This window comes from Mucilaginibacter pineti, from assembly GCF_900101875.1.
GTDB lineage: Bacteria > Bacteroidota > Bacteroidia > Sphingobacteriales > Sphingobacteriaceae > Mucilaginibacter > Mucilaginibacter pineti.
The window spans coordinates 434,627-452,957 of the sequence record NZ_FNAI01000002.1 but is presented as its reverse complement, the minus strand read 5'-3'; the positions used below and the strand labels follow the sequence as shown (position 1 = coordinate 452,957).

Below are 18,331 nucleotides of genomic sequence, written 5' to 3'. Positions count from 1 at the left end.
CATGATCCGGAGGATGCTAACGCCCCTGCTGTTACTTTTGTTTATCGCTCATCAGCCGGGGTTTTCCCACACTGCAAAAACAAGTGGAATACAACGTGATCCCGCTGCAAAAACGATCACAATTACCGTTCCCGATAAAAATTTGTCTATCACTATAGATTACTCGGCAGGATATGTAATTAAACAACTGAAAATAAAGGGGCAGAATGTTTTATCCTCCAATGGTATTTACACCGGTATCAAAACAAAAAAGGGCACGTTTTCCTCTGCTGAGAGGGCTCAGAATGTTCGGTTAACTGAAAAGGACGGCGAAATAACATTATCGGGATTGGTTTATGGCGATGGAACCATTGCCGTGAGCGAAACATGGAAATTTAAAGTAACCGGCGATAAGATCCACTGGAATATCACAAGGGCGTATAACACAGATGCAGAACTCGAAGAAACGGCATTTCCACAATACAATTTCACCGATTTGAACGTATGGAAAGGTGGCATTTTAGATAATGGGGGGATGGTATGGTGCAAGTACCTGAAACAGGTAAATGATACTTACGGCGTACATACCGGCGGTGTTACCTTTTGGAACGCCGAAACAGGAAATGCCCTGCGCATCAGCACAAAACCGGATGATGGGCATACCGTTGCGTCAAAATACTCGCATAGCCTGCAAAATGAGTTTACCGCTACCCAGTTGGTTACGGATAGTACACTTAATCAGCGTTATGACCTGAACCGCTTTGTAGGGCAAAAAGCTGATGTGTTTGCGCCCTTTAAAGTAAAGAAAGGGATTGTTAAGGTAGATATTGATCTGCAATATATCAACTACTTTGCCGCATACTCCCGCGGATCGTTACCGGGAATTGATGCAACCGCCGTACGCGAGCTTTTAAACACCACCGGGCGTTATGGCGTGGTAGACAATAACATTATAGGTGCCAACGGCTGGCTTACCAACTGGAAATGCCTGCACGAACCATTTTTTGCCCAAATTGGTATGGCGGTTGACGATAAAAATTACACCCAAAACATGTCGGCAACGCTAAACCAGGAGCGCGACGAGGCCATGCTTGCCGATGGCCGTGTATTATCGCGCTGGCATAATGCGGCCGGCGATGAGATCCCGGGTACATATAATTTCAAAACCGGCTATTATGAGGCCATGTGGGGTTACACAATCGATTCGCAAACCGGCTATGTTATAAATGCCAGTGAGCAGTTTGATTTGAACGGCGATATCGCCTGGCTAAAATCGCATCAAATTAGCTGCGAAAAAGCGCTCGACTGGCTGATAAAACGCGACGCCAACCATAACGGCATTTTTGAGATGCTGAACAACAATATTGCCGAAAAGAAGGCCAGCGACTGGCTGGATATTGTTTGGGCAAGCTATGAAAACTCTTTTGTAAACGCCCAGATGTATGAGGCATTAAACCTTTGGGCAAACTGCGAAAGCGTACTGGGCAACCGGGAAAAATCAGCCTATTACGCTGCAATTGCAGCGCGCCTCAAAACAGCTTTTAACAAGCCCATTCAAGATGGTGGGTTTTGGTCGCCCGAGAAGCGGCAATACGTTTACTGGCGCGATAATGATGGCTCGGTTCATGGGGATAATTTAGTAACGCCTGTTAACTTTGCGGCCATCGCGTTCGGGATCTGTGATGATAAGGAGCGAATAGCTCAGATCCTCGATCAGATAGAAACCCGCGCCGTAAAAGAAAACCTGTTTCACTGGCCGCTCTGTTTTGATTCTTTTACGAAGGAAGAAGTATCTGGCGGCAACTGGCCATTTCCCAAATATGAAAATGGCGATATTTTTCCTACCTGGGGATATCTTGGCATCCGGGCCTATGCAAATTATGATAAAGGTATCGCCCTTAAATACATCAACAACCTGCTGCAGCAATATAAAAAGGATGGTCTTTCATCGCAGCGCTACCTAAGGGGTACCCAGTTGGGTGCTGGCGAGGATATTTTGGCCGGAATTTCTACCAGTATAACCGCGTTATACCGGGATATCTACGGCATCCGCCCCAAATGGAACCGGATGGGTATAGAACCCAACATGTCTGCCAGCCTTAACGGAACCGAGTTTTCTTATACCCTGCGAGATACGGTGTACCAGTTAAACCTAAACGTTAATAACTATACCATGAGCAGCGGCGGTTTTTCGATTACCAGCAAAGAGAGCTTCGGCGCAAATAAAACGGGGAACCAGCTAACCTTTTATCCCGGTAATAAAGATGCTATGCTGCTGCAGATAGCCGCCAAAACTGCCGACCGTATTAATATGCAGGTAAACAGCTGGCAACCCAATGCTTTTTCATGGACCATCACTACGCCCAACAGTTATCAGTTTACGCTTAAAGGTTTGCAGCCGGGCAGTTTGTATGAGTTGCAAATAAATAACCAAATGCAAAAGATCAAGGCCGGGAATGACGGCAGTTTAACCATAAAAAAAGTCTGCCGCGATGCTACAAAATTCCTAATTAAAATTGCGGTTTAACGGTAAATTGTATGGAGATAAAAATACTTTGCCCGTTGTGGGGACATGAACACCTCGACCTGAAAACCTTTCTTGATAAAATAAGGAACGCAGGTTATAATGGGATTGACACATGGGTTCCCGAAGACGACAACGATAAAAAGCTACTGTACGATTACCTGCAGCAGCACGAAATGCACATAGTAACTCATCAACATGAAGCGTATGGCAGTACGTTCAAAGAGTTTAAAGCTTCGTTTCAGCAAAACCTGCACAAATGCGCCGAGCCTGGACCTATACTTATAAACTCACATACCGGCAGGGACTATTTTTCTTTTCAGCAAAACCTGGAATTGGTAGATATTGCCGCGGAGTTTTCCGCAAAAACGGGGATTACCGTTGCCCATGAAACCCACCGGGGCAGGCTTGGCTTTTGCCCGCAGATGATAGATCCATTTTTTGATTTTCGGGACGATTATTTGATTACTGCCGATCTTTCACACTGGGTATGCGTTACGGAAAGCATGCTGGAAAACTTTACCGGGATAGTTAACAAGGCTATTAACAGATCAAGGCACATCCACGCGCGGGTAGGTTTTGAACAAGGTCCGCAGGTTTCCGATCCACGGGCACCAGAATGGAAGTATGCGTTGGATCAATTTTTAGAATGGTGGGACAAGATCATTGAGGTGAACAGGCAATTGGGCAAAGAGATCTTCCCAATTACTACCGAGTTTGGGCCCGCGCCGTATATGCCATCCAAACCTTTTGAAAATACTCCCCTGGCCGATCAGTTTGAAGTGAACTGTTTTATGAAAAATCTCTTGCAAAAACGTTATCAGTTTTCCTGATCGGGCGGCATTTTGCGGTATGCGTTGGGCGAAACACCGTTTTTCTTTTTGAATAACTTGGAGAAGTAATACACCGATTCAAAACCGGTTTGATCTGCCACCTCGTTAATATTTAAAACCGTGGTGGTTAACAGATCCTTGGCACGATTCAGCCGAAGGTTTAAGTGATATTGATTTGGCGATTCGCCGGAGATCTTTTTAAAAGCCTTGCGGAAAGATGAATAGCCCATAGGTAGTTGCCGGGCTATATCCTCCATGTCTACCTGGTTTTCAAACGACTGCTGCAATATAAATTTAGCCTTCGAGATCAGCTTACCCACCGGGTCATTTTCATACGCCTTAAACCTGGAAATTGTGTTTACCAGTCCAAGAATTTGCAGCGTAATACCGGCAACCTGCTGCGGGTAACCTATGGATGAAGCGGCAACCGTATCTATCAGTTTATGAAACAGCACCAGCATATCTTTACTGGCGCCTACGTTAACAAAGGGGGTAGCTGCATCAAAAAAACTTTTCATGAGGTGCTCCATATAAGAGCCATTGAAGCCTATCCAGTATTCTTCCCATCCCGATTTTGGATCGGGCTTGTAGCGGTGCCATATCCCTGGGTATAAAAAGAAACATGTACCCGTATCAACGGTTCCCGGCTGCGAATTACCTGCGCCAAAAACACCTTTCCCCTTTGAAATAAATACAATGTAATAGTCATTTAAGATCCGCCCGCGGTTCCAGGTCAGGGTGTGGCTTTGCGGATGTTCCTGGTTAGGATAATGCTCATTAGGCTCTACTTTGGAGTACCCTACCGAAGTAACATAAGCTCCCCATTTCTCCTCCGTTTCGCTAATAGTAAGGTATTTAAAAAAGCTTTTGTGCATTGTTATTAGTCAGGTTACAAACTTTTCTGTTTATAAATAACCTGTTTTTTATTGGTAATTCCTAATGAGAAACCTACGTCGGCATGTTCAAAAACAAAAAGCCCCGGCAGGGAACCGGGACTTTCAACAGGGGTATCAATAGTTAATTAAAGGGCGGCATGTTGGGGTGTACCGTTGTGGCGGTATTCAAAATACAGGTGTTTAAGCTCGTACTGATTAATTGACCGGTCGTAGGCCATCAGTCCGGCATCGCCATGAAAATAGTTCTGCACGTTGTATCTGAAATCTGCCTGCGCCGCAAAACTTTTGTCGATATTATCTATCGTTAAATTAAGTATTGGCGTTGCCGCATCCGTGCTGTAAAAATATTGCTCAACAGGTTTAAGGCCTTTGCTCCCCGGTGTTAATACCTCACGGCTATAAAGCAAAAAGCCGGCGGTATCCAATATCCTGTAGGCCTCATTGTGGAAATACCTGAAATCCAGGCCATCTTTTCTGTAACCGAAGATCTCGTTTTTAGCCAGGCTGATATTTTTACCCCCATAGTTAACGCCGATATGTTTTCCGCTTAAAAAAGAGTGGAGTTGCATATTATCTTTATTGTCCGGGGTATAACTCAGCTTGCCTGCTTTGTAATCCTGCATGGTTAAATAAACACCTGCAGCAGCTTTTGTGGTTTGTGCCTGCAATCGTATACCTTGTATACCGATTACCATCATTGCGACGAGCACCTTGATTGAATTTTTCATGATCATTAATTATTGTGGAATATGCTGTTAAAGCACAGCGCCTTAAAAAAAGCCGGGCGGCAATTCCCGGCTTCCAACCTTACTAAACTTAGTTATCCGACCAGACTAAGTTATTGCCGGTTTTATGAGTATTTTAGTTAAAACCGCACCAGCAGAGCGGCAATAAACCTGGTTTCTGAATTAACCAGATCTGGGGTAAAGCTGCCTACCGGGGTAGTATTATAGCCATCCGGCGAAGTAACGCCGCCGTGACCGGCAAAATAAGGTACATCGGCATGGCGATGAACAATTTCCATCCTGAAAGTGAGATAGTCATTCGGCATCAGGTCAACCGTGGTGGAGTAATCGTAAGCATGGAACTTATCGCCGGGGTTTGCAGAGAACGGGTGTGTACCAACAGCGCCGGTATTAATAGCCGGGATAGGGTTAGCATCACCAGTTGGGTAAAGCACCAGGTAACGACCGGGATTGTTCATCACGCCGCCGCCAACTGTCCAGCCAAGGTGGCCTTTTGCCATTACCATGCGGTGATAGATCATGGCGCTTGCAAAGTATTGTGCAGGCCCTTTAACCGGGTCTGATGTAAAACCGTTAACACCATCGCCCTTTTCATCCCCAAGGTCGCCGGTTATGGAGAATGCGGCACTGTTTACAAAATTACCTTTGCCTTTGAAATACCTTACCTCTATGCTGTTATCGGTATGGAACCGTTTACGGCCAGGTTTATCCTGCGTATCTGCACCATAATAATTATTGGTGAGTACCTGCAGCCATTCAACAGGGCGCCATAAAATTTGCCCGCCAATGCCTGGTCTGCTGTTAAACATACCGTATGATTGCCAGCCGTTGATCAACCACGGTTCTATCTTTAGCTTGTCCGACACAAAGATCTGGACACGAACGCCGTTGAAGAACCAGGGCGTATTATCACTGGTGAATGAAGGTTGGTAGGCCCAGTTCTCAGCGTTATAATAAGAGAACAGACCGATGTACGACATAAAGATACCGGCATCTACATTGATACCGTTCAGTACATTAAAGTGATAACCGGCGTTGGCCTCACTCAGGTACCGGTAAGCCGTTGAAAGATCAAACTGCCCCCGGGTTACGCTGAAATCATTACGAGGTACAACGGTTGAGCGTGTACCAAACTGGGTAAGTATACTGGCACGTACGTTATCGTAATGAAAATCGCCTCCTAATGCTACTGTTGATATTTCAAATTCATGATCGCGGGCCAGCGCGGTTGAACCCACTACGGTATGGTCAATCGGGTTATTGTTTGATGCCGTATAATTAAAATCAAGCAGGAAACGGCCGGTGAAATATTTGCTGTCAAGCAGGGCCTTGTGCCTGCGGTCGTTACCGTTAAGCCAGGTAAAATCGCCGAAGGCAAATGGTTCGGCTGCGGTTTTAACGGTGTCTTTAACCAGTGTGCTGTCTTTTTTTACAGCAGCCTGATCCTGGGAATAGGCGTTGGTTATTGAAACGCCCAGGAGAATGGAGAAGAAAAGTTTTTTCATTTTAAATATGGATATTACTTGTTAGCATTGGGGCAAAGCCGTGTATGTTTTTATTTGCTTTGCCCTTTTGCTTATTTGATGGCATACTTGCCAATCCTATTCCAGTTTAGAGCGACTGACTTACTTCTATTTGATTATCAGCACTTTATTTACCACACTTTTATTTAAGCGATAAAGTGTTGTAAAAAGCCTTCTCGGTTTGATAAGGAGGCTTTCTCATTATGATTAGTTTGGGAGTATATGGTACTCCTCTATTTTGCGGTAAAGTGTGGCAAGACCAATTCCCAGCACACGGGCGGCTTCGGTCTTGTTACCTTTAACATATTTTAAGATCCTGCGGATGTGGTGTTTCTCCACACTGTTAAGATCAAGCGCTACCAGATCATAATAACCACCATTATGAAATTCATTTGGGAGTAACTTTGGAGTCAGCAAAGGTTCATCCATTAGGATAATAACGCGTTCTATCACGTTTTTAAGCTCGCGGATGTTACCATTCCACTTATGCTGGTTAAGCAGCTTAAAAAAGCGCTCATCTACTTCTGGGGCCTTCTTTTTAACCTTGGCAGCGTACACCCTTATAAAATGCCGGGCCAGTACTTCAATATCCCCTACCCGCTCGCGCAATGGTGGCAGCACAATGGAAAACCCCGAAAGCCGGTAAAACAGATCGAGCCGGAAATGACCCTCTTCGGATTCTTTTTGCAAATCGCGGTTGGTAGCTGCTATCAACCTTACATTTACTTTGGTTGTTTTGGTTTCGCCAATTTTTATGAAGGTGCCGTTTTCCAGTACACGCAGTAGTTTGGCCTGCAGGTCGTGCCCCATTTCGCCAAGCTCATCTAAAAATATAGTGCCGCCGCTGGCTTCTTCAAACAAACCTTTTTTATCCTTAATAGCACCAGTAAAGGCACCTGCTTTATAGCCAAACAGTTCGCTTTCCAGCAATTCCTTGCTAAACGCGCTGCAGTTTACGGCTACGAAGGGTTTATCGTTCCGCATGCTTTCTACATGAATGGCTTCGGCAAATACCTCTTTACCGGTACCGGTTTCGCCCAATAACAGAACGGTGGCATCTGTTTTGGCTACTTTTTTTGCCAGGTCCACTGCCTCTAAAATGGCCGGCGATTGCCCCAGAACTATCGGGAAACCATGCTGTACTTCTGTTTGCTTTTGAATTTCGCTTATCTGAAACTGTAAATTGGCTTTGGCGATCGCTTTGCTCACCAGTGGGATTATCTTGTCGTTATCGTCGCCTTTTGTGAGGTAGTCAAAGGCGCCGTTTTTAATGGCTAAAACACCATCGCTGATGCTGCCGAAGGCGGTAAGGTTTATAACCTCAATGTAGGGCTTTATCTTTTTTATCCTTTCAACAAGGTCTAACCCATTTGCGTCGGGGAGTTTCACATCGCTCAGCACCACTCTTATATCTTCCCGTTCAATAAGGCGCATCCCGTTTTTAGCATTGCAGGCCTGTAGTACATTATAGCCCTCCAACATCAGGATCCTTCCCATTAATTCGCTAAGCTTAACCTCGTCATCAATTATTAATATGCTTGATTTCATCTTTGTATTTATTGGGATTGTTGATCAGCATAAGCGGCAGGGTATCCAATAGCCTGATGTATAAGCTGATTCCTTTTTTTATCTCTTCGAGGTATACAAATTCATCTGAAGAGTGTGACCGGGCCGAATCGCCGGGACCTATTTTAACAGAGGGCACAGACAACCACGCCTGATCTGAAGTTGTTGGCGAACTATAGGTTTTGCAGCCAACAGCTATACCTGTTTTCACTATAGGGTGATCCATCGGAACAGAAGAAGCCCGCAACGAGCCCTGGCGCGCCGTTACCTGGCACGATACATTTTTTGTAATAACATTCAGTATCTCCTGCTGGGTATAGGTATCATCATTGCGGATATCTACCGTAAACTCGCACCTGGCCGGCACAATATTATGCTGCAAACCCGACTTGATGGTTGTTATACTCATTTTAACGGGCGGCAACCCGGTTAATTTATGCGGAAACTGGTAGTTACGAAACCAATCAAGGTCCTTTAAGCACTTGTGAATGGCATTATCACCCTCCTCCCGCGCGGCATGGCCAGATACGCCTTTGCTAACGCAGTCAATGACAAGGTTGCCTTTTTCGGCCACGGCCATTTGTAATAAAGTTGGCTCGCCTACAATGGCCAGTTCCAGCTTGCCTAATAGTGGCAGTATGGAATTTATACCGTTTTCGCCCGAATTTTCCTCTTCGGCGGTAATAGCCAGGCAAAGGTTAAAGCCCAGACCCTGGTAGCTGTAAAAATGCAGAAAGGCTGCAATGAGCGATACCAGACAACCGCCGGCATCATTACTCCCCAGTCCGTATAGTTTACCTTCGGCTATTTCCGGGCAGAAGGGGTCTTTTGTATAGCCCTCATTTGGCATAACCGTATCCAGATGAGAGTTAAGCAATATTGTCGGTTTGGTTTCATCATAGTACTTATTAAAACACCACAAATTATTTCCTTTTCTTTTTACCTTAATAGAGTAACCGTATAAATATTGATGTACAAGATCGGCTACGCCACCTTCATCGCCGCTAAACGATGGCGTTCGGATAAGGTTCTGCAGCAGGGTTATCGATTCGCTGAATAAATACGGATTTATTGGCTGGCCATCCCATAGCTGGGAAATATTGAGCCTTTTATTGATATCTTTTATCATAACCATGGTTTCTGTTAATTTAATTGGGGATCAAACAACATAACGGTGCATAAACAATTGCACCTGTTTTTACTTTGCAGCACATCATAATTCACGCAGCTTTTGCAGGCGTCCCAGAACGTTGATTCCCGGGCTACTTCGGCATAGGTTACCGGCTCAAAACCCAGGCGCGAGTTCATTTTCATGATGGCCAGCCCGGATGTAATGCTGAACACTTTGGCAGCCGGGTACTTTGTGCGCGAGAGTTCAAAAATTTGGTTTTTAATTTGAGATGCCACGCCCTGGCTGCGGTGTTTTGGCGATACAATGAGTCCGCTGTTTGACACAAACTTTTCATTGTCCCAGGTTTCTATATAGGAGAAACCAACCCATTCGCCGTTTTCTGTTACTGCTACTATGGCTTTGCCGCTGTCTATTTTTTCAATAACCGATTCGGCTGATCTTTTTGAGATCCCGGACCCTCTTGCAATTGCCGAACTTTCCATCTCCCTGATGATCTCATCGGCAAAAACCACATCGGCCGCAATGGCCGACCTTATAATAATTCGTTCATCTTCCATTTCTTTTTTTAGTTTATTTCAGTTAAAAGCACGGATTGTTATTAACTGTATATACCCTGTTGCCAAAAGAATGCCCGGTATTACCGCTACCCTATAATCATAAGTTTAGGCCGTGTAAATGAATATTTTATATTTTAGGGTCTTGCAATCAAAAAACAAAAGCCTTTCATTTTGAAAGGCTTTTGTTTTCAATTTGAGCTGTTTTGATATCATCAGGCATGATGATGGTCTTCGGGGTTATCAACAAAGTTTTCCAGGAAACCATCCTCATTAACCGCAAGCTTGCTGATGCCGCTGAGCGGGGCCGCCTTTTTACGCTTAGGACCGCAAAACGGGATGATAACAACAGCCAGCAGGGCAATTATTTTAAGCAGGATATAAAATGAAGTCATGATATAATTAATTTATAAACAAACCCTTTAAACCAATCATATGCCGCAATTTGCCTGCATAGCGACAATGTGGGTTTAAAGCATTTAAACCCGGTAAAATAATTAACAGCAAAAATGAGCCGGAGAAAGACCCTTTCATTTTGATATGCTTATTTTTCAATATATTAGGCTTTATAAGGACGACATGACCAATTATTAAAAATCCGGATTGTTTTTTATTCACTATATTGTCCCCTACCAATTAGCCTGCGCGCAGAATTAAAGTTTTAAAATGGAGATAGACCGGGAAGATAAACTTGCTGAAGAAGAGCTTATTCAATTAATCCTGTTAGGGAGCCCTGATGCCTTTGCCGCAATTTATAAACGGTATAGCAAACGGTTATTCCTGAAAATTTTGCGGATGGTGAATGACGAGGAAACCGCCAAGGAGCTATTGCAGGATCTGTTCATGAAAATATGGGAGGGCCGTAAAAATATAGATACCTCACGCTCCTTCCGGTCCTATCTTTATACCATTGGTGTAAACCTTGTGTATGACCATTTCAGAAAAGCAGTCAAAGACAGGCAACTGGCGGATAAAATATTACTGATGGCTGCAGATGCTTATATCGATACAGAAGAAAACATCATCAGTAAACAAAACATGGAGTTGATACGAACGGCTGTAGATCAGTTGCCCCCGCAACGTAAAAAGGTTTACACCCTTTGCCGACTCGAAGGGAAAACTTATGATGAGGTGAGTAAAGAATTACATATTTCCTCTTCAACCATTCATGATCACATGGTAAAAGCCAATGTAGTTGTACGCAACTACCTGCACAATCACCCGGATCTGGCCGCCTATTCCCTGGCGGTGATCATCTTCTCCAACTGGCGTTAACTACCTTCCGCCAATCTTTTTTTCATTTTTTTTCATCCCGAGCCGACATAAACTTTTTCTGCAGCGTATTAGCAGAAAAACAGGTACTTTGAAAGATATAAACCAACTTAACCTCCTTATAAATAAATACCTCAACCGGCAATGCACTCCCCATGAAATAGATGTGCTGCTGCAGGAATTTAACCACCCTGAAAACGAAGAGGCATTAAAAATTGCGATAGCCCAGTATTTTGAAAAATCGGCAGACACCGAAGCTATGACCAATGCCGAAGTAGATGCTGCGCTTGCCGATGTTCACGCCAGGCTGGTTGATCAAATTGGCGAACAGGTAGTTGTACCCGAAAAACGTTATCGTAAAATGTGGCCGCTTGCAACCGCAGCCGCCGCTGTACTAATATTCATTTTTGCTGGTGTTTATTACTTAACCCTTAACCGTGTAAAACCACAACCGGCCCAGCTTGCTGTAAAACAACTTAAGAACGACGCAATGCCGGGCAGCAACAAAGCAGTTTTAACGCTATCAAACGGATCGCGGATAGTATTGAATGATATAAAAAATGGGGTTATAGCAAAACAGGCCGGGATAGCAGTTATTAAAACAGGCAGCGGCAAGGTAATAAACAAAGCAACCAATGATGCAGTAGCCAATAATATCATGCCGGCCGGTTACAATACGGTGAGCACACCTCGCGGCGGTCAGTACCAGGTAGAGCTTCCGGATGGCAGCAAGGTTTGGTTAAATGCTGCATCTTCTTTAAGATACCCAACGCAATTTACCGGGAAGCAAAGAAACGTTGAGCTTACCGGCGAGGCCTATTTTGAGGTCGCAAAAAACGCGGCGAAGCCGTTCCGGGTAACATCGGCCGGGCAAACTGTTGAAGTATTGGGCACACATTTTAATATTAATGCCTACAACGACGAAAAGCTGATGAAAACTACCCTGCTTGAAGGCAGCGTAAAGGTAAGTTACCAACAATTCACAGCCTTGTTAAAACCGGGCGAACAGGCAAAAATAACCTTAGGTACAAATAGCAGCATAATAATAAATAACGATGCCGATACTGAAGAGGCCGTTGCCTGGCGCGACGGATATTTTCAGTTTAACCATGCCGATATACAAACTATTATGCGGCAGCTATCGCGCTGGTACGATGTGGACGTGAGGTATGACGGTACAGTTTCGGCAAAGCAGTTTGGCGGTGCTATACAGCGTAACCTTAAACTATCGCAAGTATTGCACATTCTGGAAAAAAGCGGCCTGCATTTTACCATCAGTGGAAAGGAGGTGCTTGTTATGCAGTAACCCCTACGCTTCAATAAAAACATCTGCATAAAAAACCGGAAGCGTTGGCGCGCTCCCGGCATAAATAGCCCGGATGTTTCAAACAAAATTCTTTTGCAATTCAATCATTTTTTAACTCCAAACCATTCAAATGTAATGAATTTAATTACTTGTCGTATTTTATGCGGCCTGTTTACGGCACCTTTTACAGCCGGTAAACCCGCTAAAACATACCATCAAACCTGGCGGATCATGAAGCTGACCTTTATTTTAATAACTATTGCATTTATGCACGTTCATGCAAGCAGTTATTCACAAACCGTAACATTCTCTGGTAAAAACGTGGCTTTGGAAAAGGTTTTCAAATCTATCCGTAAGCAAACCGGCTACGTTTTTTTTTATAGTTATGACCTGTTGCAAAATGCAAAACCCATTAACCTGGATATTACTAATGAACCGCTGGAGCAGGCACTTAAATACTGCTTTATAGGTCAGCCACTGGATTATACTATTGAAAATAAAACCATAGTGATATCCCCGGCAAAAAACAAAACAGACACCCAACAAACGCCTATAAAAATCACCGGCAAAGTTACCGATACCACGGGAGCTGCATTGCCTGGGGCCACCATTGCCATAAAAGGTAAAACAGGCATAATGGTTACCGGGATTGATGGAACTTTTAGCGTAGATGTGCAACCCGGTGATGTGCTAACCATATCATACATTGGTCTGGCATCAAAACAAATAACAATTGCGTCTGGTACAACCACGCTCAACATTGTATTATCGCCAGAAACCGGCAGCTTAAACGAAGTGGTGGTAGTGGGCGTTGGCTACGGAACGCAAAATAAAAAGGACCTGAGTACTGCTATTTCAAGCGTTGGCTCAAAAGCTTTGGGCAGGCAAATAGTAAGCAGCTTTGAAAATGCCTTGCAGGGACAGGCGCCCGGTGTGCAGGTAAGTAACCCTACGGGCCAGCCGGGGTCGGCAATTAATATTTCTATCCGGGGTAAAAACTCCTTGAGTTTAAGCACATCACCTTTGTACGTGATTGATAATGTACCTGTACAACCGGGGTATGATGAGGAATTAGGAATAGGTAACCAGCGCCCCAACCCTTTAAGCACACTGGCTACCAGCGACATTGAATCCATAGAGGTACTGAAGGATGGTGCGGCAGCAGCCATGTATGGTTCGCGTGCTTCAAATGGTGTTATTTTGGTAACTACCAAACGGGGTAAAGCGGGCAAGCCCCAGGTTGATTTTAATATGTATTACGGTCAGCAAAAACTGGTTAAAAAGATAAAACTCCTTAACGGGAAACAATTTGCATCTATATTTAATCAATCCCTGGTAAACGCGGGCGAAGATCCTGCTTATGATGTTGATACGGTAACTACCAACACCAACTGGCAGGATTTACTTTATCATAATGCCCCTATCCGTAATTACCAGTTAAGTATAACGGGCGGCAGCGATAAAACCAAATATTATATATCGGGCTCGTATTTTAACCAGGATGGTATTATCCGTAACTCGGGTTTTGAAAGATATTCGGCTAAGATCAATCTCGATCAGCAGGTTACTGATGAATTTAAAATCGGTATCAGTTTAAATCTGGCTAATACGCAAAACAACCGCAGTACCCGCTCAGAAATGCAGCTGAATAACTCAGGAGTGGTTTTGGGTGCGCTGGAGCAGATCCCTACATTGGCCGTATATAATCCCGATGGTACTTATGCGCTTAACCCTTTTTCGCAATCAGATAACCCTTACGGCGATAACGAAACCACGCATAACATCATTAAGCTTAACCAGCTTTTTGGTAATATGTACGGCGAATACAATATCCTCAAAAATTTAACCTTCCGCTCGTCAATAGGTATTGATTACCGCGCGCAGATTGAGAACCAGTTTATTGCCAGGGAAAACCCGGGCTTTGAAAACGCGACATCGGCAAGCCGGGGCAGTGCTGCCACCGGTACCAATACAGGTACCATATGGTTGTGGGAAAATACACTTACCTATAAAACTGTTTTTAATAACAATCATAATTTAACGTTGCTGGCAGGTCAATCGGCACAAAATTCTGAGCTGTTTACTTCCAGCGCCTCCGGTTATGGTTTCCCGTCAAACGCGGTGCCTTATTTGTATGCGGCCAGTATTAAACAAGCCATATCAAGCTATGAAGAACAATGGGGTTTGGTTAGTTACTTTTTAAGGGCTAACTATAATTATAAAGACAGGTACTACGCATCGGCCAGTATGCGTGCCGATGGTTCAAGCCGTTTTGCGGCCAATAACCGCTATGGCTACTTCCCGGCGATATCGGCCGCCTGGCGAATTTCGCAGGAACCCTTCTTTGATAAAAGCTCCATCATATCTGAACTTAAACTGCGCGGAAGTTTTGGTGCCAATGGCAACCAAAACGTAGGCGTATATGATCGGTACAGTACTTACGGCACGGGGTATAACTACAGTAATTACACAGGCGATGGCTCTGTTGCCGGCGGTATAGCCGCCCAGCGAATTGGCAACGATAAGCTTAAATGGGAAACTACCAATCAATATGATGCCGGGCTTGATATGGATCTTTTTAACGGCAGGATAAATATTACAGCGGATGTTTATCTGAAAAGAACTAAAGACCTGCTAACCGAAGTACCACTGGCTATTAGCTCGGGTGCCGAGGTAACTACTATTGTTGAAAATTTGGGTCAGGTACAAAACAAGGGGTTCGAGCTTGGAATCAACACGGTAAATATCCGTTCATCAAACGGCCTTAAATGGAATACACAGTTCAACTTTAGCCTTAATCGCAATAAGGTGCTTGATTTGGGAACGCTGGTAGATGAGAATGGGAAAACTGTAGACCGGACCATCATAGGCGATTATTCCATAAGCCAAAAAGGACAGCCACTTGGTGCATTTTATGGCTATGTAGTTCAAGGCATTTTTCAAACTCCCCAAGAAGTGGCCGCGGCACCTACTCAACCGAATGCATCTGCCGGCGATCTGCGTTTTGAGGACATTAAAAAAGACGGCGTTATTGATGCCAACGATCGTAAGATCATCGGCGATCCTAACCCTAAATTCATCAGTGGGATAACCAATACGTTTACCTATAAAGGTGTTGAGCTGAGTTTCTTTTTCCAGGGCAGTTTTGGTAATATGATCTATAATCAAAACCGTACCCTGCTGGAAAACATGGTTAATCCCTTCAATCAATCTATTGATGTGTTAAACAGCTGGACCCATGCCGGGCAAAAAACAAACCTCCCGCGCGAGGTATATGGCGATCCGAATGGTAACAGCAGCTTTTCTACACAATACCTGGAAAGCGGTACCTATGTGCGTTTAAAAAACCTTACACTGGGTTATACCTTCCCACCGGCGATGCTTAAAAAAATAGGCATATCGTCATTAAGGGTTTATGCCACCGGTCAAAACATACTCACTTTTAGCAAATACAAGGGCTATGATCCCGAGGTAAATGCCGATCCGCTTTCAAACACGGGTTTTGGAAGGGATTTTGGGGTATATCCGCCTGCAAAAGTTTATACGCTGGGAATCAATGTTCAATTTTAATTCATGACCAAATAGCTTAATCATATGAAACGATATATAAATCAATTCCTTTTTGTACTGGCTATCCTGCTCTGCGGAACCATGTCATGCAAAAAAGTACTTGAAAAACCACCACTAACAGCCATTACTGCCGATAACTATTTTAAAAATGGCGATGACGCCGAATCGGCTATAACGGGCTGCTACGATGCCCTGCAAGACGACGGGTACTATGGATCGGTGTTCAATATTATGGGCGAAATGCCTTCGGATGATGCCACATCAAGCAATGCTGATGTATTTACGCTTGACAAGATTCAATGGACATCAACCACCAGCCAACCAGGAAGGTTTTTCCAAAACGCGTTTAAGGGAATTAACCGCGTTAATTCTGTTATAAAATATGTACCCGCAATTACTACTGGCATTACCCCCGAACGACGCGGGCAGATAGTAGGCGAAGCTTATTTTTTACGGGCCCTGCATTATTTTAACCTCGTAAAATGTTTTGGCGGTGTATCCATTCACCTTACACCAACCGAAACAGAAGCGCAGGCGGCCATAGCCCGTTCAACTACCGACCAGGTTTACGCGCAAATTGAAAGCGACCTAAGCGCAGCCGAAGGTTTGTTGCCCAATAGCTTTGGCAATACCGGCATCGACCGTACAAGGGCTACAAAAGGGGCGGTTAATGCCCTGCAGGCTAAAGTTTATTTGTACGAGCGCAAATGGCAGTTAAGCATCAGCGCGGCCGGTAAGGTAATAAGTAATTCCAATTATGGTGTAGGTTTAACAACACCGTTTAATGATCTGCTGCCTTTCAAAAATAAACAGGAATCGATATTCGAAGTGCAATATGCAGGTACCGATGATGGCGGCTTCACCCTGCCCGACCTCGTTTTACCATCGCCGCCGGCATCTTATTCTTTTCCTAAATACAATATCCCTACAGACGATCTGATGAATGCGGTGGATAAGGTAAATGACGAACGCTGGAAGAATAGGGGAACAGTAGAAGGCGGTGTAAGCTACACCAGTGCCATATTGGGTACGGGAGATGGCAATGATGGCGGATGGTTTGTTTATAAATGGCGCAACACCAACTTTTTTGCCAGTAAAGATAACTATCCGTTGCTAACACTGGATGATGTTTACCTGATGTACGCCGAAGCATCAAATGAGTTGAATGGCCCAACAACGGATGGTCTTGACAAATTGAATGCTATACTGAAAAGGGCAAACTTAGATTTAACATCTCTTACAGTGCTTTCCAGCAAAGACAGTTTCAGGAATGAGGTGGATAAACAACGCCGGTTTGAACTGGCCTTCCAGGGCGACAGGTGGTTTGACCTGGTACGATACAGCAAACAAACCATCGCAGATCCATCGGCGGTACACAAGGTAAACGCTCTTGATATTATCAAACAACAAAGAGGCGATGCAAACGTCAATTACTTATTGTTTGCAATACCGCTTGATGAAATGAACTCCAACCCCTTGGCCAAACAAAACCCCGGGTTTTAAAATAAAAATCAACAAGGAGAAGGCGTTAATCTTCTCCTTGTTGATTTTATAAACAATTCAAAATTTGATATGAAATACATCAAACATATTAAGCTTTTTATATTGCTGATAGTTGCACATTTATCTGCCTATACGCAGGTAAAATCAGATACAACTCAAAATAAAGCCACCGAAAACGAAGCCCAGAATGAAGAATACAAACTTCATAACGACTGGCCTAATCTTAATTATTACCAAAACGATAATATAAAAGTAAACGCTCAGCGCAACAGCGGCAATCGTGTTGTATTTATGGGAAATTCTATAACTGAGCTTTGGGCCGAAATACATCCGGAGTTTTTCCGCAAGCATAAAAACTTTATAGACAGAGGCATCAGCGGACAAACTACGCCCCAAATGCTTTTACGTTTCAGGCAGGATGTGATTGATTTGAAACCCAAAATGGTTGTGATACTTGGCGGCACCAATGATATTGCCGGCAATACCGGCCCCGCTACCCTAACACAGATATTTGGCAACCTGGTGTCAATGGCACAATTGGCAAAGGCCAACCATATAAAAGTTATTATATCATCGATTTTACCCGTTTACGATTATCCCTGGAATAAAGGAAAAGAACCAGCCCTGAAAATTATCAGGCTTAACAATCTTTTAAAAGCGTATGCTAAAGCTCATGATTTAATTTATGTGGATTATCATACGGCTATGAAAGATCAAAGGAATGGATTAAGACAGGAGTTAACAGCCGATGGGGTGCATCCCAACAAAAACGGGTATCTGATAATGGAAAAACTGTTAGAAAATAAACTCTGAAATACCTTTAAGGCTTTTAAATAATACCCCAAAAACAGCAAGCCCCGCATTTCAGCGGGGCTTGTTTGTATAAAAAAAGCGTGAACCGATCTTACCGGTACACGCTTCTAACTC

Annotated in this window: 14 protein-coding genes; 7 read left to right on the top strand and 7 right to left on the bottom strand. The window is 44.0% G+C overall.

What is annotated here, in order from left to right:
* The first annotated feature begins 1 nt into the window (after position 1).
* Positions 2–2,506, top strand: a complete 2,505-nt coding sequence (locus BLS59_RS06175; RefSeq protein WP_091146256.1) for an alpha-L-rhamnosidase-related protein — start codon at positions 2–4, stop codon at positions 2,504–2,506.
* 11 nt (positions 2,507–2,517) lie between these two features.
* Positions 2,518–3,336 carry a sugar phosphate isomerase/epimerase family protein gene (locus BLS59_RS06170; protein ID WP_091146253.1) on the top strand — a complete coding sequence of 273 codons (819 nt, stop codon included), beginning with the start codon at positions 2,518–2,520 and terminating at the stop codon, positions 3,334–3,336.
* Here the strand turns inward: BLS59_RS06170 and BLS59_RS06165 are convergent.
* The 7 genes from BLS59_RS06165 to BLS59_RS06135 all read right to left on the bottom strand — a co-directional run bounded on the left by BLS59_RS06165 (position 3,324) and on the right by BLS59_RS06135 (position 10,148).
* A complete protein-coding gene (locus tag BLS59_RS06165; RefSeq protein ID WP_091146250.1) occupies positions 3,324–4,211 on the bottom strand; it encodes an AraC family transcriptional regulator in 888 nt (295 codons plus the stop codon). The two genes, BLS59_RS06170 and BLS59_RS06165, sit on opposite strands and share 13 nt — an antisense overlap.
* 146 nt (positions 4,212–4,357) lie before the next feature.
* A complete protein-coding gene (locus tag BLS59_RS06160) occupies positions 4,358–4,960 on the bottom strand; it encodes a hypothetical protein (RefSeq protein ID WP_143014049.1) in 603 nt (200 codons plus the stop codon).
* Positions 4,961–5,097: 137 nt separating this feature from the next.
* Positions 5,098–6,483 (bottom strand): outer membrane beta-barrel protein, encoded by a 1,386-nt coding sequence (locus BLS59_RS06155; RefSeq protein WP_091146244.1) that lies wholly within the window; start codon positions 6,481–6,483, stop codon positions 5,098–5,100.
* 225 nt (positions 6,484–6,708) lie between these two features.
* A complete protein-coding gene (locus tag BLS59_RS06150; RefSeq protein WP_091146241.1) occupies positions 6,709–8,049 on the bottom strand; it encodes a sigma-54-dependent transcriptional regulator in 1,341 nt (446 codons plus the stop codon).
* Positions 8,024–9,202 (bottom strand): M20 family metallo-hydrolase, encoded by a 1,179-nt coding sequence (locus BLS59_RS06145; RefSeq protein WP_317039753.1) that lies wholly within the window; start codon positions 9,200–9,202, stop codon positions 8,024–8,026. Before BLS59_RS06145 ends, BLS59_RS06150 begins: the two co-directional genes overlap by 26 nt.
* 8 nt (positions 9,203–9,210) lie before the next feature.
* On the bottom strand, positions 9,211–9,756 hold the full coding sequence (locus tag BLS59_RS06140) for a GNAT family N-acetyltransferase (protein ID WP_091146239.1): 546 nt from the start codon (positions 9,754–9,756) through the stop codon (positions 9,211–9,213).
* Positions 9,757–9,968: 212 nt separating this feature from the next.
* Positions 9,969–10,148, bottom strand: a complete 180-nt coding sequence (locus BLS59_RS06135) for a hypothetical protein (protein ID WP_091146236.1) — start codon at positions 10,146–10,148, stop codon at positions 9,969–9,971.
* Positions 10,149–10,419: 271 nt separating this feature from the next.
* Between BLS59_RS06135 and BLS59_RS06125 the strand changes: the two genes are divergently transcribed.
* The 5 genes from BLS59_RS06125 (at position 10,420) to BLS59_RS06105 (ending at position 18,217) form a co-directional block, all read left to right on the top strand.
* A complete protein-coding gene (locus BLS59_RS06125; RefSeq protein WP_091146231.1) occupies positions 10,420–11,028 on the top strand; it encodes an RNA polymerase sigma factor in 609 nt (202 codons plus the stop codon).
* 88 nt (positions 11,029–11,116) lie between these two features.
* Complete coding sequence (locus BLS59_RS06120; protein ID WP_091146227.1) at positions 11,117–12,331, top strand: FecR family protein; 1,215 nt, start codon at positions 11,117–11,119, stop codon at positions 12,329–12,331.
* 135 nt (positions 12,332–12,466) lie between these two features.
* Positions 12,467–15,901: a TonB-dependent receptor gene (locus tag BLS59_RS06115; protein WP_091146224.1), complete on the top strand. Its 3,435-nt coding sequence runs from the start codon at positions 12,467–12,469 to the stop codon at positions 15,899–15,901.
* A 24-nt stretch (positions 15,902–15,925) separates the two neighbouring features.
* Positions 15,926–17,404, top strand: coding sequence for a RagB/SusD family nutrient uptake outer membrane protein (locus BLS59_RS06110; RefSeq protein WP_205411196.1), 1,479 nt, complete (start codon positions 15,926–15,928; stop codon positions 17,402–17,404).
* Positions 17,405–17,473: 69 nt separating this feature from the next.
* On the top strand, positions 17,474–18,217 hold the full coding sequence (locus BLS59_RS06105; protein ID WP_091146221.1) for an SGNH/GDSL hydrolase family protein: 744 nt from the start codon (positions 17,474–17,476) through the stop codon (positions 18,215–18,217).
* Positions 18,218–18,331: the final 114 nt, after the last annotated feature.